Annotated in this window: 21 protein-coding genes and 2 riboswitches; of the genes, 7 read left to right on the forward strand and 14 right to left on the reverse strand. The window is 63.6% G+C overall.

Annotated features, from left to right (window positions below):
- The first annotated feature begins 21 nt into the window (after positions 1-21).
- A complete protein-coding gene (locus BT116_RS21555; RefSeq protein WP_072347043.1) occupies positions 22-2559 on the forward strand; it encodes a hybrid sensor histidine kinase/response regulator in 2538 nt (845 codons plus the stop codon).
- Positions 2560-2607: 48 nt separating this feature from the next.
- A complete protein-coding gene (locus BT116_RS21560) occupies positions 2608-2883 on the forward strand; it encodes a peptidylprolyl isomerase (RefSeq protein ID WP_003182808.1) in 276 nt (91 codons plus the stop codon).
- Between the two features lie 201 nt (positions 2884-3084).
- On the opposite strand, the gene BT116_RS21565 is transcribed toward BT116_RS21560, so the two are convergent.
- The 14 genes from BT116_RS21565 to cobW form a co-directional block, all read right to left on the reverse strand.
- Entirely contained in the window at positions 3085-4002 is a 918-nt protein-coding gene (locus BT116_RS21565) for a sugar kinase (protein WP_072347044.1), read from the reverse strand.
- Positions 4003-4142: 140 nt separating this feature from the next.
- Complete coding sequence (locus tag BT116_RS21570) at positions 4143-5360, reverse strand: amino acid deaminase (RefSeq protein WP_072347045.1); 1218 nt, start codon at positions 5358-5360, stop codon at positions 4143-4145.
- A gap of 40 nt (positions 5361-5400) precedes the next feature.
- The gene (locus BT116_RS21575; protein WP_072347046.1) at positions 5401-6165 is read right to left on the reverse strand and encodes an IclR family transcriptional regulator; all 765 of its coding nucleotides are present in this window, start codon (positions 6163-6165) and stop codon (positions 5401-5403) included.
- Positions 6166-6399: 234 nt separating this feature from the next.
- Positions 6400-6786 carry a RidA family protein gene (locus tag BT116_RS21580; protein ID WP_063321990.1) on the reverse strand — a complete coding sequence of 129 codons (387 nt, stop codon included), beginning with the start codon at positions 6784-6786 and terminating at the stop codon, positions 6400-6402.
- Between the two features lie 25 nt (positions 6787-6811).
- Entirely contained in the window at positions 6812-7603 is a 792-nt protein-coding gene (locus BT116_RS21585) for an amino acid ABC transporter ATP-binding protein (RefSeq protein WP_072347047.1), read from the reverse strand.
- Positions 7600-8262: an amino acid ABC transporter permease gene (locus BT116_RS21590; protein WP_014338686.1), complete on the reverse strand. Its 663-nt coding sequence runs from the start codon at positions 8260-8262 to the stop codon at positions 7600-7602. The genes BT116_RS21585 and BT116_RS21590 overlap by 4 nt, the downstream gene beginning before the upstream one ends.
- Before the next feature lie 9 nt (positions 8263-8271).
- The gene (locus tag BT116_RS21595) at positions 8272-8934 is read right to left on the reverse strand and encodes an amino acid ABC transporter permease (protein ID WP_018608019.1); all 663 of its coding nucleotides are present in this window, start codon (positions 8932-8934) and stop codon (positions 8272-8274) included.
- A gap of 54 nt (positions 8935-8988) precedes the next feature.
- A complete protein-coding gene (locus BT116_RS21600; protein WP_060738109.1) occupies positions 8989-9837 on the reverse strand; it encodes a transporter substrate-binding domain-containing protein in 849 nt (282 codons plus the stop codon).
- A gap of 322 nt (positions 9838-10159) precedes the next feature.
- Positions 10160-10501: a YdcA family protein gene (locus tag BT116_RS21605; RefSeq protein WP_072347048.1), complete on the reverse strand. Its 342-nt coding sequence runs from the start codon at positions 10499-10501 to the stop codon at positions 10160-10162.
- Positions 10502-10556: 55 nt separating this feature from the next.
- Positions 10557-12203: a phospholipase D-like domain-containing protein gene (locus BT116_RS21610; protein ID WP_072347049.1), complete on the reverse strand. Its 1647-nt coding sequence runs from the start codon at positions 12201-12203 to the stop codon at positions 10557-10559.
- Positions 12204-12256: 53 nt separating this feature from the next.
- The gene (locus BT116_RS21615; protein WP_256572589.1) at positions 12257-12868 is read right to left on the reverse strand and encodes a vWA domain-containing protein; all 612 of its coding nucleotides are present in this window, start codon (positions 12866-12868) and stop codon (positions 12257-12259) included.
- 53 nt (positions 12869-12921) lie between these two features.
- Positions 12922-13920, reverse strand: coding sequence for a magnesium chelatase ATPase subunit I (locus BT116_RS21620; protein ID WP_072347050.1), 999 nt, complete (start codon positions 13918-13920; stop codon positions 12922-12924).
- A gap of 210 nt (positions 13921-14130) precedes the next feature.
- Complete coding sequence (cobN, locus tag BT116_RS21625) at positions 14131-17904, reverse strand: cobaltochelatase subunit CobN (RefSeq protein ID WP_072347051.1); 3774 nt, start codon at positions 17902-17904, stop codon at positions 14131-14133.
- Between the two features lie 3 nt (positions 17905-17907).
- Positions 17908-18972, reverse strand: a complete 1065-nt coding sequence (cobW, locus tag BT116_RS21630) for a cobalamin biosynthesis protein CobW (RefSeq protein ID WP_072347052.1) — start codon at positions 18970-18972, stop codon at positions 17908-17910.
- Positions 18973-19069: 97 nt separating this feature from the next.
- A riboswitch (cobalamin riboswitch) is annotated at positions 19070-19285 on the reverse strand.
- A gap of 273 nt (positions 19286-19558) precedes the next feature.
- Positions 19559-19782: riboswitch (cobalamin riboswitch) on the forward strand.
- A 99-nt stretch (positions 19783-19881) separates the two neighbouring features.
- Here cobW and BT116_RS21635 point away from each other — a divergent pair.
- From BT116_RS21635 to BT116_RS21655, 5 genes are all read left to right on the forward strand, one after another.
- On the forward strand, positions 19882-20070 hold the full coding sequence (locus BT116_RS21635) for a CbtB domain-containing protein (protein WP_014338677.1): 189 nt from the start codon (positions 19882-19884) through the stop codon (positions 20068-20070).
- Between the two features lie 11 nt (positions 20071-20081).
- The gene (locus BT116_RS21640) at positions 20082-20777 is read left to right on the forward strand and encodes a CbtA family protein (protein ID WP_072347053.1); all 696 of its coding nucleotides are present in this window, start codon (positions 20082-20084) and stop codon (positions 20775-20777) included.
- A complete protein-coding gene (locus BT116_RS21645) occupies positions 20774-21178 on the forward strand; it encodes a cobalamin biosynthesis protein (protein ID WP_072347054.1) in 405 nt (134 codons plus the stop codon). Before BT116_RS21640 ends, BT116_RS21645 begins: the two co-directional genes overlap by 4 nt.
- A 77-nt stretch (positions 21179-21255) precedes the next feature.
- A complete protein-coding gene (gene cobM / locus BT116_RS21650; RefSeq protein WP_072347055.1) occupies positions 21256-22002 on the forward strand; it encodes a precorrin-4 C(11)-methyltransferase in 747 nt (248 codons plus the stop codon).
- A gap of 266 nt (positions 22003-22268) precedes the next feature.
- Positions 22269-22515, forward strand: a 247-nt coding sequence (locus BT116_RS21655; protein ID WP_139271893.1) for a DUF4372 domain-containing protein, incomplete at its 3' end; no start/stop codon positions are given.

Genomic DNA, 22515 nt, shown 5'->3' on the forward strand with positions numbered 1-22515 from the left:
ACGACAGCCAGGGGTCGCCTGATGAACGCGACACCCGCCGGCAGCGATATACAGCGCCTGATCAGCCAGGTGGACTGGGCCCTAACCCCGCTGGGCGCCGCCCGGAACTGGCCCCAGAGCCTGCGCACCGCCGTGGACATCATGCTCCATTCGCCCATGGCGATGGCCTTGCTGTGGGGACCGCAGCTGTCCCATCTCTACAACGACGCCTTCGGCCGACTGGCCGGTGACAAGCACCCCCGGGCATTCGGCCAACCGACCCATACAGCATGGCCCGAACTCAAGAGTACGACCGAAGGGATTTATCACCGGGTGTTGCAAGGCCAGACGCACTCCTGCCGCGACCAGCAATGGCGCGTACCCTTCGCCGGCCGTCTCTGTGATGTCTGGCTGGACCTGACCTACAGCCCGGTGCGTGACGAAAGCAACAGCGTCGCCGGCATCCTGGTCACCGCCATCGAGACCAGCGAACGCCGCCGCCTGGCCATGGAGTTCGAACGCCGCTCCGAGGCCAGCCTCAAGGCCCAGCACGAAAGCGAAGAACGCCTGCAACTGGCCCTGGCCGCCGCCGATGCGCTGGGCACCTGGGATTGGGACATCAGCGAAGACCGCTTCATTGCCGATGCGCACTTCGCCCTGTTGCATGGCGTCGACCCCAGCCTGTCACGCCAGTTGCCTATCAGTGCCTACCTCGAAGGCGTGCACCCCGAGGACCGGGCGATGGTTGCCCGCAGCATCAAGCACTGCATCACCCATGGCACCGAATACGCCGAGGAGTACCGACTGCTGCAGCCCGACGATGAGTTGCGCTGGGTGTACGTGCGCGGCCGTTGCTACAAGGATCGCCACGGCCGACCCAAGCGTTTTCTTGGCGCGGCGCTGGACCTGACCGAACGCAAGCGCACCGAGCAGGCCCTGCGCCAGAGCCAGACCGAGCTGCAGCTGATCATCAATGCCATGCCGATCCTCATCAGCTACGTGGACCGCGAAGAGCGTTTCCGTCTGAACAATAGCGCTTACCTGGACTGGTACGGCCTGACCCCGCAGGAGCTCTACGGCAAGACCATCCGTGAAGTGCTCGGCGAAGAAGCCTATGCCGCCCGGGCCCAGCAGATCGCCGATGCCCTGACCGGCAAGCCGTGCAGCTTCACTGTGCAGATGGACCATCGCGACGGGCGCCCGCGCCATTCGCTGATCAACTACCTGCCTCGCCATGGCGCGGACGGTGCGGTGAACGGTTTCTACATCTTCGTGATCGACGAAACCGAGAGCCGGAAAACCGAGGAGGCCCTGCGCAACCTCAACGAAACACTGGAAGAACGCGTCATCGCCCGTACCCAGCAACTGGCCGAAGCCAATCACCGCCTGCAAAGCGAGATGTTCGAACGCGAGCGCGCCGAAGAAGCCTTGCGCCATGCGCAGAAAATGGAAGCCGTCGGCCAGCTCACGGGCGGCATTGCCCATGACTTCAACAACATGCTCACCGGCATCCTTGGCAGCCTCGACCTGATGCAACGCTACATCGCCGCCGGTCGCACCGCCGAGATCGGGCGCTTCACCGAGGCAGCGGTTTCCTCGGCCAACCGCGCGGCGGCCCTGACCCATCGGCTGCTGGCTTTTTCCCGGCGCCAGTCCCTGGACCGCAAACCGCTGGACGCCAATGACCTGGTGCATTCGCTCGAAGACCTGCTGAGCCGCACCACCGGCGATCACATCGTGCTGCGGCTGCAACTGGCCAGCGAGCTGTGGCCGGTCAACACCGACGCCAGCCAGTTGGAAAACGCCCTGCTCAACCTGGTGATCAACGCCCGCGATGCCATGCCCGAGGGCGGCGAATTGATCATCGAAACCGCCAATGTCTATCTCGACGGTACGGACATCAACACCCTGGAGCCGGTCAAGGCCGGGGATTACGTGATGATCGCCGTCAGTGACAACGGCAGCGGCATGACCCCCGCCGTGCTGGCCAAGGCTTTCGATCCGTTCTTCACCACCAAGCCTATCGGCCAAGGCACCGGCCTGGGCTTGTCGATGATCTACGGCTTTGCCCAGCAGTCGGGTGGACACCTCAACCTGGACAGTGTGCCGGGCCAAGGCACGCGGGTGCAGTTGTACCTGCCGCGCTTGCACGTTTCGTCGCCCCAACCACCCGAGACGCCAGAGACGGTCGTCGTACCGCCGGCCATCGCCGGGGAGACCGTGTTGCTGGTGGAGGATGAACCCGCCGTGCGCATGCTGGTGCTCGACCTGTTGCAGGCCTTGGGCTACACCGCTCTGGAAGCACGGGACGCCATGACGGCCCTGCCCATGCTGGAATCGGACCAGCGCATCGACCTATTGGTGACCGACGTTGGGCTGCCGGGCATGAATGGTCGGCAACTGGCGGAAATCGCCCGCCAGCACCGCCCGGGGCTGAAAGTGCTGTTCATGACCGGTTACGCGCAGAAAGCCGCCGAACGCCAGGGGTTCCTCGAGCAAGGCATGGACATGGTGGCCAAGCCGTTCACCCTGGATCTGCTGGCCAACAAGATCCGGACGATGATCAACCATGGCAACTGACTTGAGGCATAATCGCCGCCCCGTCGCACCGTTCAGGTCATCGCAGCAATGAAAGCCCAAGCCCGCCATATCCTGGTGAAAACCGCCGAAGAAGCCGAACAGCTCAAGCAACGCATCGCCAAGGGCGAAGCCTTCGATGTGCTGGCCAAGAAATACTCCACCTGCCCTTCGGGCAAACGCGGCGGCGATTTGGGTGAAGTCAGGCCGGGGCAGATGGTCGGCGTGATTGATGCGGTGATTTTCAAGAAACCGCTGCGGGTGGTGCATGGGCCGATCAAGAGCAAGTTCGGGTATCACCTGGTGCAGGTGTTCTACCGGGATTGAAAATGATGGTGTGCTGCCAACACCGTCCCTGTGGTGAGGGGATTTATCCCCGCTGGACTGCGAAGCAGTCCCAAGACCTGGCACCCCGGTGTATCAGCCCGACTGCGTTCAACCTGCTTGAGGTCGCTTCGCGCCCAACGGGGATAAATCCCCTCGCCACAGCAAGCTCCCTCGCCACAGGAAAGCCTGATACTCGTGTCGTCAGTCCTTGGGCATCAACGCCCCCGGCACCTGGATCACCCGGCTCGCCAATAGGTGCCCTGCCTCGGCCGCCTCCGACGGGCTGCCGCCCAGCAAACGACTCGCCAGGTACGCAGCACTGAAGGAGTCCCCCGCCGCCGTGGTGTCCACAACGCGCTCGACCCGCAAGGCAGGGACTTCATAGGACTGGCCGTCGCAACGAATCAGGCAGGCCTCGGCACCGCGCTTGAGCACCACCTCGGGCGTACCAAGCCGCGCATAGGCGGCGAACACCGCTTCGCTGTCGGCATGACCGAACAATGCCTGCTCGTCCTCTACGGTCAGCAGCGCCAGTTCCACATAGGGCAAGACGCTGCGATACGCCACCCGCGCCGCTTCGATCGAGGCCCAGAGCCGGGGCCGGAAGTTATTGTCGAACACCACCAGCGCCCCGCGCCGACGTGCTTCGACCAGGGTTTCGATGAGTTTGCCACGCCCCTGCTCGCCGAGCACCGCCAGGGTGACGCCGCTGAAATACAGCACCTCGTAATCCGGCAATGCGGCCAGGATCGGTGCGGCGGCCGGGGTGGTAAAACAATCGCGCACCGCCGCCTCGTTGCGCCAGTACAGGAATCGCCGCTCCCCCGCCGCGTCAGTCTGGATGCAATACAAACCCGGCAGGCGTCCAGGCAAGCGCTGGACCCGTTGCAGCCCGATGTTCTCGGCGGCCCAGTTTTCACACATGGCATCGCTGAAACTGTCGTCGCCCAGGGCCGTGACGTAATCCACCGTGCCCCTGTCGCCCAAGGCGCGGGCCAGGTACACCGCGGTGTTCAGGGTATCGCCGCCGAAGCTTTGCAGCAGGCTGCCATCGGCGCGTTGTTGCAGTTCGATCATGCATTCGCCGATCAGGGCGATGCGGGGTTTGGGGTTGCTCATGGATGATCCTGATCATTCAGCGGTGTCTGGCAGGCCGCTATCGCGAGCTCGCTCCCACAGGGAGATCACAGATTCTGTATTCACAACAATCCGGTGTGGGAGCGGGCTTGCTCGCGATAGCCGCGACTCGGTCTCAAGCCTTAGAAACAAGTCTCCATGCTCTCGACCACCCGCAATTGCTCATCCACCAGGCATCCCACCCGCCACTTGTCGAACGTCAGGCACGGGTGGGAAGTACCAAACGAAATGATGTCGCCCACACGCAGCTCAACCCCTGCCGCCACATTCATGAACGCATGCTGGTCCATCACCGCCGTCACCTTGCAGCCGCTGACATCGTCACCCGTCACCGAATCCGATCCGGGCGTGTAGCGCTTGAGCGGCACCGGTAATCCGGCGTCGTAGGCCACGTCGCGCTTGCCCAGGGCGATCACCGCGAAGCCCGGCTCCGGCAGCGATTGCACATGGGCCCAGACTTCCAGTGCCGGGCGCAGGCCTTCGTGCAAATCGCTGCGCCGCTCCAGCACGCAGCACTGGGCTTCTTTGTAGATGCCGTGGTCATGGGCCACGTAACTGCCGGGACGCAGCACGCTGAGGAAACGCCCATGGGCATTCTGGGCTTCGAAGGATTCGGCGATCAGGTCGTACCAGGCCGACCCCGAGGCGGTGATGATCGGTTTGTCGATGGCGAACGCGCCGTTGTCCTGCAACTGCACCGCCAACCGCACCAGGGACGCTGCGAACGCACGAATGCCACTGATGGCGTGGTCACCGTGGATCACCCCTTCGTAGCCTTCGATGCCGGTCAACGCCAGCGCCGGTTGACTGCGAATCGCCTCGGCCAGGGCCAACACCTCGGCTTCGGTCCGGCAGCCACAACGACCGCCGACCACGCCGTACTCGATCATCACGTTCAGCTTCATACCGCGCGAGGCGAAGAACGCCCCCAGGTCCGCGACGTTGTCCGGATGATCGACCATGCAATGGAATTCGAACGCCGGGTCAGCCAGCAAATCGGCGATCAGCGCCATATTTGGCGTGCCCACCAATTGGTTGGCCATCAACACCCGGCGCACGCCATGGGCGTAAGCGGCACGGGTCTGCACGGCGCTGGCGAGAGTCAGGCCCCAGGCGCCGGCCTCCAGTTGCCGGCGAAACAGCGCGGGGGTCATGCTGGTCTTGCCGTGGGGTGCCAGTTCGGCACCGCTACGGGTGACGAAATCTTGCATCCAGCGGATGTTGTGCTCCAGCGCCGCGCGATGCAGTACCAGCGCTGGCAGGCTGACGTCCCGTAGCAGGTGGGCGCCGACGGTGGCGGCGCCCTTCTCGACGCCGGCATTAAGGATGGCGGAAGGCATGTTCGAACTCCTCGCACACGGCCGCTAGTGCCGTTGCTGTCTATTCATTGATACGACGTGCCAGGTGGTTGGCGCTTTCGATCAGCACCCGGCGGTAGTCGGCGTAATTGTTCTTGGCGTCGGCCCGTGGGGCGACGATGCACAGGGTGGCGATGGCCACGCCGTCGGGGTTTTTGACCGGTGCGGCAAAGCAGTGGGTGAAGGTGTCGGCGACACTGTCGAAGGAGAAAAACCCATCGATGCCGGCCTGGCGGATTTCCTTGAGGAATTGCTCCAGGGGCAGGTGATCGCCGTCCGGCAAAATGAAGTCGTCAGGGTCGATCAGGTCGACGATCTGCTGGTCACTCAAATGCGCCAGCAGCAGACGCCCGGACGCCGTCCACGGGATTGGCGCGTTTTCCCCGATGTCCGATGAAATGCGAAAATGCCGCTCGCCTTCCTTCATCAGCGCGACGGTGTATTTGCGCCCGTTGAGCAGGCACATCTGCGCCGTTTCCCGGGTCTGGCGCACGATCTCCTGCAAAGCCTGGTCAGCCTCGCGGCTCAGGTCGAAATGCCGCAGGTGCGCCTGCCCGAGAAAGTACAACTGGCGGCCCAGGTAGACATGGCCGTCCTTGCCCACCGGCTCGAGGATGCGCCGCTCCAGCAACGACGCCACCAGTTCATAGACCGTGGACTTGGGGCTGCCGATGCCGCTGGCAATATCGTTCGGGCGCAGCGGCTGGCCGATTTCCTTGAGGAAATCGAGGATATCGAACGCCCTATCCAATCCCCGGGCCCGGCGTTTGATGGTGTCTTCGGTCATGTCTTCGGTTCCCTATCAGTTCGCCGCGAGTGTAACCAGACTGCAAGCTGTTCACAGATTTTGTGGCGAGGGGATTTATCCCCGCTGGGCCGCGAAGCGGCCCAAATAAACCTGCCTACGATCCAGCTTGACACTTCGCTGTAGCTTGTTTGGGGCTGCTGCGCAGCCCAACGGGGATAAATCCCCTCGCCACAGGGTTCTCTTCACGGCATCACGGCTCGCCCGCGATGGGCCTCACTTCTTCTTGTAGGCCACACAATCGATCTCGACCTTGCAATCGACCATCATGCTCGCCTGCACACAGGCCCGGGCCGGGGCGTGTTCCGGGCTGAAGTACTCGCTGAACACTTTGTTGAAACTCCAGAAATCCCGCGGGTCATCCAACCACACGCCGCAGCGCACCACGTCCTTGAGGTCGTAACCGGCCTCTTGGAGAATCGCGATCAGGTTCTTCATGGTCTGGTGGGTCTGCTCGACGATCCCGCCGACAATGATCTCGCCGTTCACCGCCGGCACCTGGCCGGACACGTGCAGCCAGCCATCGGCTTCCACGGCGCGGGCGAATGGCCGTGGCTGACCGCCGCCTGCGGAGCTGCCGGTGCCGTAGCGCGTAATGCTCATGGGTGTTTCTCCTTACTGAATAAAATTAAAAACGGGTGTTCTTGAGAAATTCCGCCAGGCGTGGCGACTGTGGCCGTTCGAACAATTCCTTCGGCGGCCCCTGTTCTTCGATGCGGCCCTGGTTCATGAACACGATCTTGTCGGAGACCTCGAAGGCAAAGCGCATTTCGTGGGTCACCAGCAGCATGGTCATGCCGTCTTCGGCCAGGCCCTTGATCACGTTCAGCACCTCGCCGACCAGTTCCGGGTCCAGGGCCGACGTGACTTCGTCGAACAGCATCAGGCTGGGGTTCATGGCAATCGCCCGGGCAATCGCCACGCGCTGCTGCTGGCCGCCAGACAACTGACCGGGAAAGTGATCGCGCCGCTCCAACAAACCCACCCGCTCCAGCCATTTCTCGGCCAGGGCCACCGCTTCGTCCTTGGGCAGTTTTTTCACCTTGAGCAGGCCCAGGGTGACGTTCTGCAACGCGGTCAAATGCGGGAACAGGTTGAATTGCTGGAAGGCCATGCCGGTCATGGCGCGATGCCGGGCGATGACTTTTTCTGGATGGCGCACACGCTTGCCGCCAACGTCGTCATAGCCGATGGACTCGCCGTCGAGCATGATCTGCCCGCCCTGGAACTCTTCGAGCATGTTCACGCAGCGCAGCAGTGTGGTCTTGCCCGAACCGCTGGAGCCGATCAGCGTGACCACGTTGCCGCGCTGCATGCTCAGGTCCACGCCCTTGAGCACTTCCAGCGGGCCGTACTGTTTGCGCAGGCCGCGAATGTCCAACAGCGGTTGAGTGTTGGAAGGAGTCGAAATATCAGTCATGGCAAGGCCACCCGCTTTTCAATGTGCCGCCCGAGCAATTCGATGGCGTAATTGATGATGAAAAAGAGAAACCCGGCGAACAGGTAAAACTCCAGGGTCATGAAGGTCCGGGCGATGATCTGCTGGGTGCTGAGCAGCAGTTCGGCGACGCCGATCACCGACAGCAAGGTCGAGGCCTTGACGATCTCGGTGGAGGAATTGACCCAGGTCGGCAAGATTTGCCGCAAGGCCTGGGGCAACAGCACATAACCCAGCGCCTGGAAGAACGTCAGGCCGATGGCCTGGCTCGCCTCCATCTGCCCACGGGGCAAGGCCTGCAACGCCCCGCGCACGATCTCGGCCACGTGAGAGCCGCAGAACAGCGTCAAGCCCAGCACGCCGGCCTGGAACGCGCCGATCTGCCAACCCAGGGCCGGAGCCATGTAGAAGCAGGCCAGCACCAGCACGAACACCGGTGTGCCGCGAATCAGGTCGACGTAGAAGCGAAACGGCGCGCGCATCCAGGTCCGGCCATAGGTCAACACCAGGCCGGCCACCAGACCGATCAGCGTGCCCAACACAATCGCCAACAACGAACACTGCACACTGGTCAGGAAACCGGCCCACAGGGTGTCCCGGGCGACCCATAACTCATGCAACCAACTGGGTGATTCGTACATGGGAGACTCCTAACGGCGAATCGCCAGGCGCTGCTCGAAATACCGCAGCACCATGGCAATGAGGTAACAGGCCGCGACATACAGGGCCGTGGTCACCAGCCAGGTTTCGATCACCCGGTAGCTCTCCACGTTGATCTTGCGGGCGTAATAGGTCAGCTCCGGCACGGCAATCGCCGCCGCCAGGGAGGTGTCCTTGAACAGCGAAATGAAGTTGTTCGACAGGGCCGGCAACACGTTGCGCAGCATCACCGGCACGGTGACGTAGGCTTTCACCTGCCACTCGCCAAGGCCGATGGCCAGCCCCGCTTCACGCTGTCCCTTGTGAATGCTCAACAGTCCGCCGCGAAACACTTCGGTCAGGTAGGCCCCGGCGTACAGCGAGAGGGTGATGACGAACGACGGCAGCTTGTCCAGGCGGATGCCCAGGCTCGGCAAGGCGAAGTAGATCAGCAGGATCAACACCAGGATCGGTGTATTGCGGATCACCGTGACATACACCGACGCCAGCACCCGCAGGACCCGATGCTTGCTCAGCAGCGCGAACGCCATCGCCAGGCCGATCACGCAACCGATGGCGATCGACACCAGCGCCAGGGAAAGCCCCAGGCCGAGCCCCGCCAGCAGCGTGTCGAAATCGCGCCAGACGGCGGCAAAGTTCAACTGATAATTCATGGTCGGCAGTACCTTCGACGAAGCGCCCGCAAGGGGCGCCCCGGGCTCACAGGGTCATTTGAATTCAACGGGGAAACCGATCGCTGGCGACGGCAGCTCGACGCCGAACCACTGTTTGAACGACGCCGCATAGGTCGGGAATTCCACGCCGGTCATGGCTTCATGCAAGGTGGTGTTGACGAAGTTCAGCCAGTCCTGGTCGCCGCGCTTGACCGCACAGGCGTAGGTTTGCGGGCTCCAGGCGTAGGCCGGGCTGCGGTAGCGCCCAGGGTTCTGCACCATCAGGTACTTGACCGAGGATTGGTCGGTGGCGGCGGCATCGGCGCGGCCGGAGTTCACTGCCTGGTACATCAGGTCGACGCTGTCGTACTGATCGACCTTGGCCTTGGGCAGCGCCTGGTGCACCAACTCTTCGGCGTAGACGTTCTGCAGCACCGCCACGGTGACGTCATCGCCCGCTGCCTTGAGGTCTTCGATTTCCTTGTACTTGCTGTTGGCCGGCAGCAGCAGGCCCACGCCTTCGCGGTAGTACGGCAAAGTGAACGCCACTTGCTGGGCGCGACTGGCGGTGACGGTGATGAACTGGCAGCTCATGTCGACCTTGTCGGTCAACAGGTTGGGGATGCGCGCATCGGAAGACTGCACCACGAACTCGACCTTCTCCGGGTCGTTGAACAGGCCCTTGGCGACCATCCGCGCGATATCGATATCAAAACCCTGCAACTTGCCATCCGCTCCCTGGAAGTGCCACGGCGCATTGGTACTGCCCGTGCCCACGATCAATTTCCCCCGCTGCAGCACGCTGTCCAGCTTGCTGTCGGCCGCCTGGGCGACACCCATGGCAGCCGTCGTGGCCGCGAAGAGAAAAACACACGCTTTGAACAAGGAAGGTCGGCGTTGCATGGCAAGCACTCCAGGATGAGTTTATTCCGCTATACCGGAACGTGGTATGTAACAACGGAATAGACAGCAGAAAGTGTGCCACAGGCTTGGAGCGCATGGGCAAGAAAAATGGAAAGTCAGGGAAATCAGGGAGATGGGAAAAACAGACCTGCGGGCGGCAGCGTCCGCATGCGAAGGGTGTTGCTACCGTTGGCTACGAGGCACGGGTAACAAGGCCCCAAACCGGGTACCCGGCGCACCGAAACGGAGCCACGCTGGAGTTGTAAATGGATGCCCTGTGGGAGCAAGCTCGCTCCCACAATTGTTCGGCGGTGTGCCTGGGCTATTTGCGCTTGTAGCTCTTGCTGCCGCCAGGTGTGAGGCAATAGACCCCGCCCCGAGGCCCGACGCAGTAATTGCCACTGCCGCACTGGCAACCGTCGGCGGACTTGAGCAAGGATTGCGGCCGAGCCTCGTTGCGGAGCCCCAGCACAGCGGAACAGGACTTCTTCGAAGCACTGATCGAGCCGTCGTTGCAGAGGAAGGTATCGCCGTCACACCCGGCGATCCCGCCCTTGCCCCCGGAACACGGTTGATTGGCGGCGATGGCCGAAGTAGCCAGGACCAACAACAGGATCGCGACACAGGTGCGAAGTAAAGTGGACGTTCCGTGGTAGAGGTTCATGGCAGCTTCCAGGCTGATAGATGGCCCTACGATATCAGTGGATCATCTACTGCGCCTAACGCCCGCAAAACCTCACCCTGGACAACATCCGCAAATCCCCCTCGCGGTAATAGTCATCACTCCAGCTGTCATCCACCGCCAGTGGCTTGACCTGCTTGAGGGCGAGTTTTTTCGCGAAGTAGCGGAAGCGGTAGTGCTCATAGAAACGCAGCAATTCCAATCCATAGCGGTCGGCCAGGTCGGTGTCGCCCTGGATGATCAGGTAATTCTCGTCGTTGCCGCTGCTGGCGGCGGCGCTGAGGTTGTGGCTGCCGCTGATGATGGTCGGCGTGTCGCTGGTGAAGTCGGTGACGATGGCCTTGGTGTGGACCAGCAGGTTGCCCTTCTGGCCTTTCATGTTTTCCTTGAGCCAGCCTTCCAGGCCGGTGTTGAGCAGTGCGGTGGCGGCGAATTCGGCGGTGCGGTCGGCATGGAAGCCGGTGATGCGGCTCTTGGTGTTTTGCAGGCCGTAGCGCAGCACGTCGTCATTGGGTTGGCCGAGCACGGCGTCAAGAATCCGGTCGGGCAAGACGAATGCGGTGACGAACAACAGGTCCTTTCGGGCCGCGTTGATGATGTCGACGAAGCGGTCCAGGTCGCCCTCTCCCGTGCGTGGCGAAAAACCGATGAACAACTGTTCCTCCGGGACCATGGGATTGTTCTGATTGATCCACTCACGGGTGGTCCCGACGTCCTGCGGTACAGCCCAGATCTGCTCGAACACCTGGCGATAGCTATCGCTCACCCGCGGATCGTCCAGCACATGAACCACATTGGCCTGGCGGTAGACGCCGTTGGCGGTGAAGTTGGTACTGCCGCACAACACCGCCTGCGGTTGTAACGCACCGCCGCCATCGACCTTGCTCAACACAATGAACTTGTCGTGGAAAATGTTGTGGGTGACCCGCCCACGCTTGTTGGCCGCCGGCAATTTTTCCAGATTGGCTTCGTTGCGCAGCGTGGTGTCTTCGCCTGGCTCGGCGTGGTAAAGCACGCGAACCTGTGCGCCGCGCGCGTGAGCGGCGTTGACCGCGTCGACGATCACCGGCAATTCGTATTCATAGATGGCGACGTCCAGGGCCCAGTGGGCATCCAGCGCCCGGTCGATGAAACCGGTCAAGCGCCCCAGCAAGCCGTTTTCCAACCAACGGCGCGGGGCGTCGGGCCAGTCATCGATGGACAGGTTTTTATTGGCACTTATCAGTGCGTCCACTTCGGGAAACTTGCGCTGGAACGCCTGGCTGGCGGCCACGGCCCGATTGAAGATCACTCGCTGGTTGGTTGGCTGACCGTCGTCGCTGGTGACGGTGACGGCCAGGGACTCCCCCAACTGCGGCGCGTCGGGGCTGCCATAGGCCAGGTGCACACGGTAGTGGAGCGTCACACCGGGGTTGACGGCGTAGTCGGCCCAGCGAAATTTCTGCAACGGCGCCTTGTCGCTGGGGGTGGCGTGGAACTGGGGAAACGTGTGGGCCTTGTCGGGGAAGGTCAGGCTGTTGAACAGGAACAACCAGGGCTTGTCGCCCTGCTGCTTCTCGATGGCAAAGCCCAGCAAGCCCTTGCGCCGGGATTCGGCCAGGTCCATGGCGAGCAGTACGCCGTTGGTGCCGGCATAGGCCTTGACCCGAAAATCGTCCTGGGGATTGGTGACGAGTACGCGCATGGTTCACTCCTGTGAGGGGCTGCCTGAGCATAGTGCAGCAATCAGTGCTTATCTCAGCCAGGTGACTCTGCATCAATATGCCGATACTCAGCCTGCAATTGCCCCGCCAACTGCCGGGCCCGGCCCAGGCGGATCGGGCTACGCTCGATGTCGATCAACAGGCATGGACAATCCAGGGCTGGCAATGCCAGCCCTTCTTTGACACGCCCGTCGGTCATCACCAACACCCGTTGCCGCTCCGCCGGGTAGCGCTTGCGTCGCGCCACCAGCCAGCGCCCAGCCTCGTTCAGCGCCGCCAGCAACGGCGTTCCGCCACCGGCCCCGAGCCCATCGAGCCAATCCCGTAGCCCGGCCGAAGCCTTGAGCCCTTGCACCTGCCAGGTCGGAACGGTGCCGCTGGCGGTCAACAGTGCCAAGCGGGCCCTTTGCCGGTAGGCATCGTCGAACAGCTGCGCCAGCAGGCCCTTGCCGTCACTCAAGGCGCGATGACGCCGGGTCGAGGCCGAGGCATCGACGATGACCAGCCACAGCTCATGGGGCGACCGATGACGACCGTGCCAGCGCAGGTCCTCACGCAGGCGCGGTCGGCCATTGAGCAACGTCCCCGGCCAGTTCACCGCACCGCTGGCCGCGGCTTTGCTGCGGCCCTGGCGTCCTTGCTCCAACTGTCCTGCATGGGGTCTGGCATTCGCCCCCGCCGTTGAACGAGGGCGAATGCCTAGGGCTTTTTTGGCCAGCTCGGCACGTCACGCCGGGCACCGGTCGGCTGTGCCCGGGCCGGCAGTTCGCCCCACTGGCCTTGGCCTTCGTTGGGCTTGGCTGTTTCATTCGCAGCCGTTTGCGGCGTCTGGGACGACGCCGGTGCCGAATGCCCGCGCCGCCGATGCCGCAAGGCAAATTCGGCGACCGCATCGATGTCCTCATCGGCAATCCCTGCAGCCCCGCGCCAGGCGGCATGGGCCCGGGCCGCCCGCAGCCAGACCAGGTCGGCGCGCAAGCCATCGACCCCGGCGGCAAAACAGCGCTCGGTGATCTGCGCCAGCGCGGCATCATCCAGGGCAATCCCGGCCAACCGGTTGCGCGCCTGTTGGCAGCGTTCACGCAACTGCTGTTGGGCGCTCTCCCACTGCGCGCAGAACGCTGCCGGATCACTGTCGAAATCCAACCGCCGGCGAATGATCTGCCCGCGCTCAGTCGGCGCGGTGTGACCGTCGAGGGCCACGTTCAAACCGAACCGATCGAGCAACTGTGGCCGCAGTTCGCCTTCTTCCGGGTTCATGGTGCCGATCAGCACAAAGCGCGCCGGATGCCGATGGGAAATGCCGTCGCGCTCGATCAGGTTGGTGCCGCTGGCCGCTACGTCCAACAGCAGGTCCACCAGATGATCAGGCAGCAGGTTCACTTCATCGACGTACAACACGCCACCGTCGGCCTTGGCCAACACGCCGGGAGAAAACTGCGCGCGCCCCTCCCCCAGCGCTGCGTCCAGATCCAGGGTGCCCACCAGCCGCTCTTCGGTAGCACCAAGGGGCAAGGTGACGAACTGCCCGCTGGCCAACAGATCCGCCAGCCCCCGGGCCAGGGTGGACTTGGCCATGCCCCGCGGTCCTTCGATCAGCACACCGCCGATTTTCGGGTCGATCGCGGCCAGGCATAGGGCCAGTTTCAGGTCATCGGCACCGACCACGGCGGAGAGTGGGAAATGGGGTTGGATCATATCTAATTCTCAAGGGTGGTCGGTAACGTCAATGTGAACGGAGTACTTGTGGCGAGGGGATTTATCCCCGCTGGGTTGCGAAGCGACCCTAACTCCCAACCCCTCGGTGTATCAGGCAGATTGAGTCGACTTATATGGGGCTGCTTCGCAGCCCAGCGGGGATAAATCCCCTCGCCACAGGGACGGCATCTGACCTGCTGATTATGCATTTCAGCCATCCTCCTCAATGTCCAACAACAAATTCTCCAACGCCTCGCGATACTCCCCCGGCGCCTGCCACATCCCCCGCTGCTGCGCTTCGAGCATGCGCTCGGTCATGTCCCGCAGGGCGTCGGGGTTGTGCTGGCGGACGAAATCCCGGGTGTCCGGGTCGAGCAGGTAGGCATCGGCCAGCAAGGCGTACTGGTGATCGTCGATCAACCGGGTGGTGGCGTCGAAGGCGAACAGGTTGTCCACCGTCGCCGCCAGTTCGAACGCGCCTTTATAGCCGTGACGCTTCACGCCGTCGATCCACTTCGGATTCGCTGCGCGGGAACGGATGACACGGTTGAGCTCTTCCTTCAGGGTGCGGATCTTGGGCAAGTCTGGCTGGCTGTGGTCGCCATGGTAACTGGCCGCCGCGACTCCACCGAGAGTCTCGACCGCCGCCAGCATGCCGCCCTGGAACTGGTAGTAATCATTGGAATCGAGCAGGTCATGCTCGCGGTTGTCCTGGTTCTGCAGCACCGCTTGCACCTGGCTCAGGCGTCGGGAGAACTGCCCCCGGGCGGCAGTGCCTTCATCGCTGGCGCCGTAGGCGTAACCGCCCCAATTCAGGTATACCTCGGCCAGATCCTCGCGGCTCTGCCACAAGCGCCCGTCAATCGCGCCCTGCACGCCCGCACCATAGGTCCCGGGCTTGGCGCCGAAGATCCGCCAGCCGGCTTGGCGCGCCGCCGCTTCCGGCTCCAGGCCCGACGCCAACAAGGCTTCGCGTTCACCACGGACCTTGGCCGCCAGAGGGTTCATGTCGTCCGGTTCATCGAGGGCGGCGACGGCCTGCACGGCGGCATCGAACAAGCGGATCAGGTTGGCAAAGGCATCCCGGAAGAACCCGGACACCCGCAGCGTGACATCGACCCGCGGCCGGTCCAACAGGCTCAGCGGCAGGATCTCGAAGTCATCGACCCGCTGGCTGCCCGTGGCCCACACCGGACGCACGCCCATCAGCGCCATGGCCTGGGCAATATCATCACCGCCGGTGCGCATGGTGGCGGTGCCCCACACCGACAGGCCGAGCTGACGCAGGTGATCGCCGTGGTCCTGCAGGTGCCGTTCAAGGATCAGGTTCGCCGATTGGAAACCGATGCGCCACGCCGTGGTGGTGGGCAGGTTGCGCACGTCCACCGAGAAGAAATTGCGTCCGGTGGGCAGTACGTCCAGACGCCCGCGACTCGGCGCACCGCTGGGGCCGGCGGGCACGAAGCGCCCGTTCAAGGCATCGAGCAGGCCACGGATTTCCGCCGGGCCGCAAGCGTCCAGGCGCGGGGCCACGACGGAGCGCAGGTTTTCGAGGATGCTGGCCACCGTCTCCCAGCCCGGCGCATTGAGCTGCTCGACCCCACCGTCCAGTGCTTGCTCGATCAACTGCGCGGCGAACAATTCCAGGCGCTCGCGCGTATCGCCGGCGGTGCGCCAAGGCTCGGCGCTGACCCGGCGCAACGCCTCGGGACACTCGCCGGTCCAGGGCTCGGCCAAGGCACAATCCAGCGGATCGAAACCCAGCCCGAACGCCTTGGCCAGCGCCCGCAACAGACTCGACTGCGCGCCCTTGCCGTCGCCCCGGGGAATGCGCAGCAACGCCAGCAAGGTGTCGATGCGCAGCCGTCCGCTGGGCGACTCGCCGAAAATGTGCAGGCCGTCGCGGATCTGCGACTCCTTCAAGTCGCACAGGTAAGTGTCCAGGCGCGGCAGCCAGATCGCCGCATCGGCGTCGCTGTCGAGGGCCGCGTCAAGTTGCAGTTCACGGTCGATATGCGTCTCGCGCACCAGGTTGAGGATGTCCCGTTGCAGCTCCCGGGCACGGCGCGGATCGAGCAATTGCGCCTCGTAGTATTCGTCGGCCAACAACTCGAGGTTGCGCAGCGGCCCGTAGGTTTCGGCCCGGGTCAGCGGCGGCATCAAATGGTCGATGATTACCGCCTGGGTGCGACGCTTGGCCTGGGCGCCCTCACCCGGGTCGTTGACGATGAACGGATAGATATTCGGCAGCGGCCCCAGCAGCGCGTCCGGCCAGCAACTCTCCGAGAGCCCGACGCCCTTGCCCGGCAGCCATTCAAGGTTGCCGTGCTTGCCGACGTGGATCACCCCGTGCACGCCGTAGGTGTGGCGCAACCAGAAATAAAACGCCAGGTAACCGTGGGGCGGCACCAGGTCCGGGTCGTGGTACACCGCGCTCGGATCGACCTGATACCCCCGGGCCGGCTGGATCCCGACGAACGTCAGGCCCAGGCGCAGGCCGGCGACCATCAGGCGACCGTCACGGAACATCGGATCGTTCTCGGGCGCGCCCCAGCGCTCCAGCACCGCTTGGCGATTGGCCTCGGGCAGCGCGTCGAACATGGCCTGATAGGCATCGAGGGCCAGGCTCTGGTGGCATGGCCGCATATCGAGGCTGTCCAGGTCGTTGCTGACACCACCGAGCAACTGCTGGATCAACGCGGTACCGCTCCCGGGCAAATCAGGCGGCAGCGAATACCCCTCGGCCTGCATGGCCCGCAGGATATTCAACGCCGCTGCCGGGGTGTCCAGGCCGACGCCATTGCCGATGCGCCCATCCCGGGTCGGGTAGTTGGCGAGGATCAGCGCCACACGTTTTTCTGCGTTGGGCAAACGCGCCAATGTTGTCCAGCGCCGCGCCAGCTCGGCGACAAAATCCATGCGTTCGGGCACAGCCCGATAACAGACCACGTCGCTCTGGCTGCGCTCGCTGCGCCAGGCCAGGTCCTTGAAGCTGATCGGGCGACTGATGATCCGCCCGTCCAGCTCCGGCAAGGCAATGTGCATCGCCAGGTCTCGCGGGCCCAGGCCCTGCTCGCTTGCGCGCCAGCCCGGTTCGTTGTCCTGGGCGCAGATCGCCTGGATCACCGGGATGTTGCGACGGAACGGCCGCAGGTGCGGCGCTTCCGGGCTGGATTGGGCGAAGCCGGTGGTATTGAGGATCACCCCGGCCTCCACCGCGTCCAGCCAGTCTTCTACCAGCGCCAGGCAACCGGGCTCCTTGAGGCTCGCCACGGCAATCGGCAGCGGATTGAGCCCCGCCGCTTGCAGGCGCTGACAAAACACGTCGATGAACGCGGTATTCGCCGCTTGCAAGTGGGAGCGATAAAACAGCACCGCCGCCACCGGTTGTCCGGCCTGCCAGTCGGCTTGCCAATCGTCGAGGCTGGCGTTGGTTTTCGCCGGGTGATAGATGGCCGTGCGTGGCAGCACTTGCGGTTCGGCCCACGGATAATCGCGGCCGAACCATTGGCTGCCCAGGTTGTGAAACAGGTCCAGGGCATTGTCCAGCCCGCCCTGGCGCAAGAACTGCCAGAGCCGATCGCGGTCCTCGAAGGGCACGTTGCTCAGGTCGCTGAGTTCCGGGTCCGGACGATCATCCCCCGGCACCAGGATCAGCTTCACCCCGCGCCCGGCCAGTTCCATCAGGCGCTCGATGCCGTAGCGCCAATAGCCGATGCCGCCGTGCAGCGACAACAGGATGACCTTGGCGTGGCGCAACACGTCTTCGAAGTACAGGTCCACCGAGGCGTGGTTCTGCACCTGCATCGGGTTGGCGAGGCGAAACTGCGGATAATCGCCCGGCAACTGCTTTGCCGCTTCGGCCAGCAGCGCCAGGCTGGAATCGCCGCTGCACAGGATCACCAGCTCGGCGGGGGTTTGCCCCAGGTCGGCAATGTTGTCATCCGACACGAAACCGCCGGGCTGGGTCCTGAGCAGGTGCATGGCTTAGGCGCCGAGGGCGGCGCGCAACTGCGCTTCGAGCTGCGCGGCGTCAAGCGCCTGGCCGATCAGCACCAGGCGGGTGACCCGCGCTTCCTCGGCGCCCCACTGGCGGTCGAAATGCTTGTCGAAACGCGTCCCGACGCCCTGGATCAAAAGGCGCATCGGCTTGTTCGGAATCGCCGCGAAACCCTTGACCCGCAATACGCCGTGCTGGACCACCAGTTGCGTCAGCGCGTCGAGCAACAGGCTTTCGTCGGCCTGGGGCAGCTCGATGGAGATGGAATCGAAGGCATCATGATCGTGGTCGTCATCGTCGCCGTCATGGTGGTGATCGTGATGGCTGTGGCGGCCGTCGATGTGTTCTTCGGAACCGGCGCCCAGGCCGATCAGTACATCCAGCGGCAGGCGACCGCTGCTGGCTTCGATGACCTTGACCGCCGGCGGCAGCTCTTCGGCGACTTCCAGGCGAACCTTGGCCAGGTCTTCAGGGCTGATCAGGTCGGCTTTGTTGAGGATCACCAGGTCGGCGCTCGCCAGCTGGTCGGCGAACAGTTCGTGCAGCGGCGATTCGTGGTCCAGGTTCGGATCGAGTTTGCGCATGGCATCGACCTGGTCCGGGAAGGCTGCGAAGGTACCCGCGGCCACGGCCGGGCTGTCGACCACGGTGATCACTGCGTCGACGGTGCAGGCGCTGCGGATTTCCGGCCATTGGAAGGCCTGGACCAGCGGCTTGGGCAGGGCCAGGCCGGAGGTTTCGATGAGGATATGGTCGAGGTCGCCACGCCGGGCCACCAGTTCGCGCATCACCGGGAAGAACTCTTCCTGCACCGTGCAGCACAGGCAGCCGTTGGCCAGTTCATAGACGCGGCCGTTGGCTTCTTCTTCGGTGCAACCGATGGAGCACTGCTTGAGGATCTCGCCGTCGATGCCCAGTTCGCCGAACTCGTTGACGATCACGGCGATACGCCGGCCCTGGGCGTTGTCGAGCATGTGCCGCAGCAAGGTGGTCTTACCCGAGCCGAGGAAGCCGGTGACGATGGTGACGGGGAGTTTGGCCAGTGTTTTCATCGGATGCCCTTTGGCAAGGTGGCGGGCAAACGGGACGACAACCGCTGGCACAGGCGCGCGCGGAAGATTTCGCCACCGGATCACCCCGCCCGGTTGTAGTGAGAATCTGTGTCGAGGCAGGTCTCCTGGCTGACGGTGGGCCAATCTTTCGACTGGCAATTGCTGCGCCTTCCCGTGCGCCCGTTTTATAAGGGCATGCACAGTGGCCTTGCAGAAACAGCACCGTTCACAGTTGCGGGGGCAGCCGCGGCTTGGACCGCGTTCCCTTCTTAGCTCCGGCACGTGCCGAAGAACCTCGAAGGCGCAAGGCTACGCAGGGTGTGGGGGCGGGTCAATCTCCGCAAGTAAGATGCAGGATGCTGTTGTGGCGAGTGAGCTTGCTCCCGCTGGGCAGCGCAGCGGCCCCCGGCTCTTTACGGTCGCTGCGCAACCGAGCGGGAGCAAGCTCACTCGCCACAACAGCCCGCTCGTCAGCCCTTGTACATTGACGGCCCCGCCCCGCCCATGCTCTCCTGTGCACGGTTTGCGTAGCGGGTTCTGTTAGCCCAACTTCCGGCATCCGAAGTTGGGCTAGCAGAACCCGCTACACAAACCACTTGTTACGGGTGCCCTTCACAGGGTGAAACGGGAAACCGGTGAATCGTGCGCTTTACTCCAAGGCCACGTCAGTCCGGTGCTGCCCCCGCAACGGTAAGCGAGCGAAGCGTCTGAACCACTGTGTCCCAGGACATGGGAAGGTGACGCTTGCAGGCCAGGCGCAAGCCCCGCCCCTCGCGAGCCCGGAGACCGGCCCATGACTCATGCACCAACAACCCGCGGTGGGCGGGCGCTGTTCGAATCCTGGCGGGCCTTCGCCTGGGGTTTCATCGCGCTCGAATCACCCACTGAACAAGAACAGAGGGAAGCGCCATGTCGACCATCAGCAGCACCGCCCGCACCGCCAGCAGCACGACCACCCTGAGCCAACGCCTGAGCGCCGCGATCCTGGCTTCGATCCTGGGTGCGGGGCTGGTCTATTTTGCCGGGTTCTCTCACATCGAAGCGGTCCACAACGCCGCCCACGATACCCGCCACAGCGCCGCTTTCCCGTGCCATTGAGACCTGACGACATGATCAAGCGTATCGCGCAGACCGCTGGTTTCAGCGGCTTGCTGGCCGCCCTGCTGCTGACCCTGCTGCAAAGTTTCTGGGTATCGCCGCTGATTCTCCAGGCGGAAACCTTCGAGAAGGCCCCGGCGACCGAGGTCCATGAACACGCCGACGGGGCGGCTCATACCCATGATGCCGAGGCCTGGGAGCCGGAAGACGGTTGGCAGCGCGTGCTGTCCACCACAGGCGGCAACCTGGTGGTCGCCGTGGGTTTTGCCCTGATGCTGGCGGGCCTGTACACCTTGCGCGCACCGACTCGCACCTCCCAAGGCCTGCTCTGGGGCCTGGCCGGTTATGCCACTTTCGTCTTGGCGCCGACGCTTGGCCTGCCGCCGGAACTGCCTGGTACCGCAGCAGCCGACCTGGCCCAACGGCAGATGTGGTGGATCGGCACCGCGGCGTCCACGGCGGTGGGCATTGCCTTGATCGCCTTCGGCCGGCACTGGCTGCTCAAGCTGCTGGGCGCGGCGACGTTGCTGGTGCCCCACGTCATCGGCGCACCCCAGCCCGAAGTCCACTCGATGCTGGCGCCCGAAGCGCTTGAGAGTCAGTTCAAGATCGCCTCGCAACTGACCAACGTCGCGTTCTGGCTGGCCCTTGGCCTGATCAGCGCCTGGCTGTTTCGCCGCGACGGCCAAGCCCACCACGAGGCATGAGCGCCGAGCCGATCCTGGTTATCGGCCTGGGCTGCCAGCGTGGTTGCCCGGCCAGCACGCTGCAGGCCTTGCTCGATGAAACGCTGCTGGCCCACGGCATCGAACTTCATCGGGTACGGGCCCTGGCCAGTATCGACCTCAAGCGTGACGAACCCGGACTGCTGGAGCTGGCCGGGCAACTGGCCCTGCCGCTGACCTGCTTCAGTGTCGAACAGTTGGCCGGCTACGAGCAGCGGCTCAGTCACCGCTCCGAGATCGCCTTCCAGCGAACCGGTTGCTACGGCATCGCCGAAAGCGCCGCCCTGGCCTTGGCCGACCAGTTGGGCACAACGCCCGCGACGCTGCTGATTACTCGCCAAAAAGGGCCCAAGAGCACGTTGGCATTGGCGGTCGTGGCGTAAATCCCGATAATCGGCGCCCAGGATCATGAGCGATCTTCATATGGGCGACGCTCACCCACCTTCTACAGGAGCCGGTCATGACCGTGTACTTCATCGGCGCCGGCCCCGGCGACCCGGACCTCATCACGGTCAAAGGCCAGCGATTGATCCGCCAGTGCGCGGTGATCATCTACGCCGGTTCCCTGGTGCCGACGGCCGTGCTTGAAGGCCATCGCGCCGAACAGGTGATCAACAGCGCCGAGCTGCATCTGGAACAGATCATCGAATTGATCAAGAGCGCCCATCTCAAGGGCCAGGACGTGGCCCGGGTGCATTCCGGCGACCCAAGCCTGTACGGCGCCATTGGCGAGCAGATTCGTTGCCTGCGGGAACTGGGCATCCCTTTCGAAATCATCCCGGGTGTGACCGCGACCTCAGCCTGCGCCGCCTTGCTGGGTGCGGAACTGACCCTGCCTGATGTCTCCCAAAGCGTGATCCTGACCCGCTACGCGGACAAGACCGCGATGCCCGCCGGGGAGGAATTCACCAGCCTGGCACAGCACGGGGCGACCATGGCGATTCACCTGGGGGTCAATCACCTGGAAAAAATCGTCGCCGAACTGCGGCCCCACTACGGCGCCAACTGCCCGATTGCGGTGATCCACCGGGCAACATGGCCGGATCAGGATTGGGTGCTGGGTACACTGGCAGATATCGCCGAGAAGGTGCAGGCCAAGGGTTTCCGCCGAACGGCGCTGATCCTGGTGGGGCGTGTGCTGGGCAATGACGTGTTCAGCGAATCATCGCTGTACCGTGCCGGACATGCGCATCTCTATCGCCCTTGACGCAACCGGCTGGAGCCAACCCGAGTCCCCTGTGGGTCCAGGCTGACGACTGAAACTATTGTGTTGATCGTTCCCACGCTCTGCGTGGGAACGCCGCCAGGGACGCTCCGCGTTCCGCTTCTGCCAGGTGACGCAGAGCGTCACAGGATGCATTCCCACGCGGGAGCGTCACTAGTGTCCGGTAAAAACTGAAGGGGGAGCTTGCTCCCCCTTGCTGTGCCTGCGTCTTAAGCAATAATCAGGTTTTTCAGACTCGATTTTCGCCCATGTTCAGCAGCACGCGATTTGCACAAATGCTCCAGGCCCTTCCTCATCAGCTCTTCAAGGCAGCCGTCAAACGCTGTGGTGCTGATCGTTACGCTAAGCAGTTCACTTCCTGGGATCTACTTATCACGCTGATTTACGGTCAGCTTGTCCAAGCTAAAAGCTTGCGCACGTTGGCGACAGCTTCACAGTCGCTGGAACCCCATCGTTATCACCTAAACGCCAAGAACATGGTGCGTTCAACCCTTT

The sequence above is a fragment of the Pseudomonas sp. NFACC16-2 genome (genome assembly GCF_900119205.1).
Lineage (GTDB): Bacteria > Pseudomonadota > Gammaproteobacteria > Pseudomonadales > Pseudomonadaceae > Aquipseudomonas > Aquipseudomonas fluorescens_Q.

Excerpts from the sequence above, each read along its gene's own strand:
- BT116_RS21555 (WP_072347043.1), top strand. The coding sequence starts at position 22 with ATGAACGCGACACCCGCCGGCAGCGATATACAGCGCCTGATCAGCCAG.
- BT116_RS21560 (WP_003182808.1), top strand. The coding sequence starts at position 2,608 with ATGAAAGCCCAAGCCCGCCATATCCTGGTGAAAACCGCCGAAGAAGCC.
- BT116_RS21565 (WP_072347044.1), bottom strand. The coding sequence starts at position 4,002 with ATGAGCAACCCCAAACCCCGCATCGCCCTGATCGGCGAATGCATGATC.
- BT116_RS21570 (WP_072347045.1), bottom strand. The coding sequence starts at position 5,360 with ATGCCTTCCGCCATCCTTAATGCCGGCGTCGAGAAGGGCGCCGCCACC.
- BT116_RS21575 (WP_072347046.1), bottom strand. The coding sequence starts at position 6,165 with ATGACCGAAGACACCATCAAACGCCGGGCCCGGGGATTGGATAGGGCG.
- BT116_RS21580 (WP_063321990.1), bottom strand. The coding sequence starts at position 6,786 with ATGAGCATTACGCGCTACGGCACCGGCAGCTCCGCAGGCGGCGGTCAG.
- BT116_RS21585 (WP_072347047.1), bottom strand. The coding sequence starts at position 7,603 with ATGACTGATATTTCGACTCCTTCCAACACTCAACCGCTGTTGGACATT.
- BT116_RS21590 (WP_014338686.1), bottom strand. The coding sequence starts at position 8,262 with ATGTACGAATCACCCAGTTGGTTGCATGAGTTATGGGTCGCCCGGGAC.
- BT116_RS21595 (WP_018608019.1), bottom strand. The coding sequence starts at position 8,934 with ATGAATTATCAGTTGAACTTTGCCGCCGTCTGGCGCGATTTCGACACG.
- BT116_RS21600 (WP_060738109.1), bottom strand. The coding sequence starts at position 9,837 with ATGCAACGCCGACCTTCCTTGTTCAAAGCGTGTGTTTTTCTCTTCGCG.
- BT116_RS21605 (WP_072347048.1), bottom strand. The coding sequence starts at position 10,501 with ATGAACCTCTACCACGGAACGTCCACTTTACTTCGCACCTGTGTCGCG.
- BT116_RS21610 (WP_072347049.1), bottom strand. The coding sequence starts at position 12,203 with ATGCGCGTACTCGTCACCAATCCCCAGGACGATTTTCGGGTCAAGGCC.
- BT116_RS21620 (WP_072347050.1), bottom strand. The coding sequence starts at position 13,920 with ATGATCCAACCCCATTTCCCACTCTCCGCCGTGGTCGGTGCCGATGAC.
- cobN (WP_072347051.1), bottom strand. The coding sequence starts at position 17,904 with ATGCACCTGCTCAGGACCCAGCCCGGCGGTTTCGTGTCGGATGACAAC.
- cobW (WP_072347052.1), bottom strand. The coding sequence starts at position 18,972 with ATGAAAACACTGGCCAAACTCCCCGTCACCATCGTCACCGGCTTCCTC.
- BT116_RS21635 (WP_014338677.1), top strand. The coding sequence starts at position 19,882 with ATGTCGACCATCAGCAGCACCGCCCGCACCGCCAGCAGCACGACCACC.
- BT116_RS21640 (WP_072347053.1), top strand. The coding sequence starts at position 20,082 with ATGATCAAGCGTATCGCGCAGACCGCTGGTTTCAGCGGCTTGCTGGCC.
- BT116_RS21645 (WP_072347054.1), top strand. The coding sequence starts at position 20,774 with ATGAGCGCCGAGCCGATCCTGGTTATCGGCCTGGGCTGCCAGCGTGGT.
- cobM (WP_072347055.1), top strand. The coding sequence starts at position 21,256 with ATGACCGTGTACTTCATCGGCGCCGGCCCCGGCGACCCGGACCTCATC.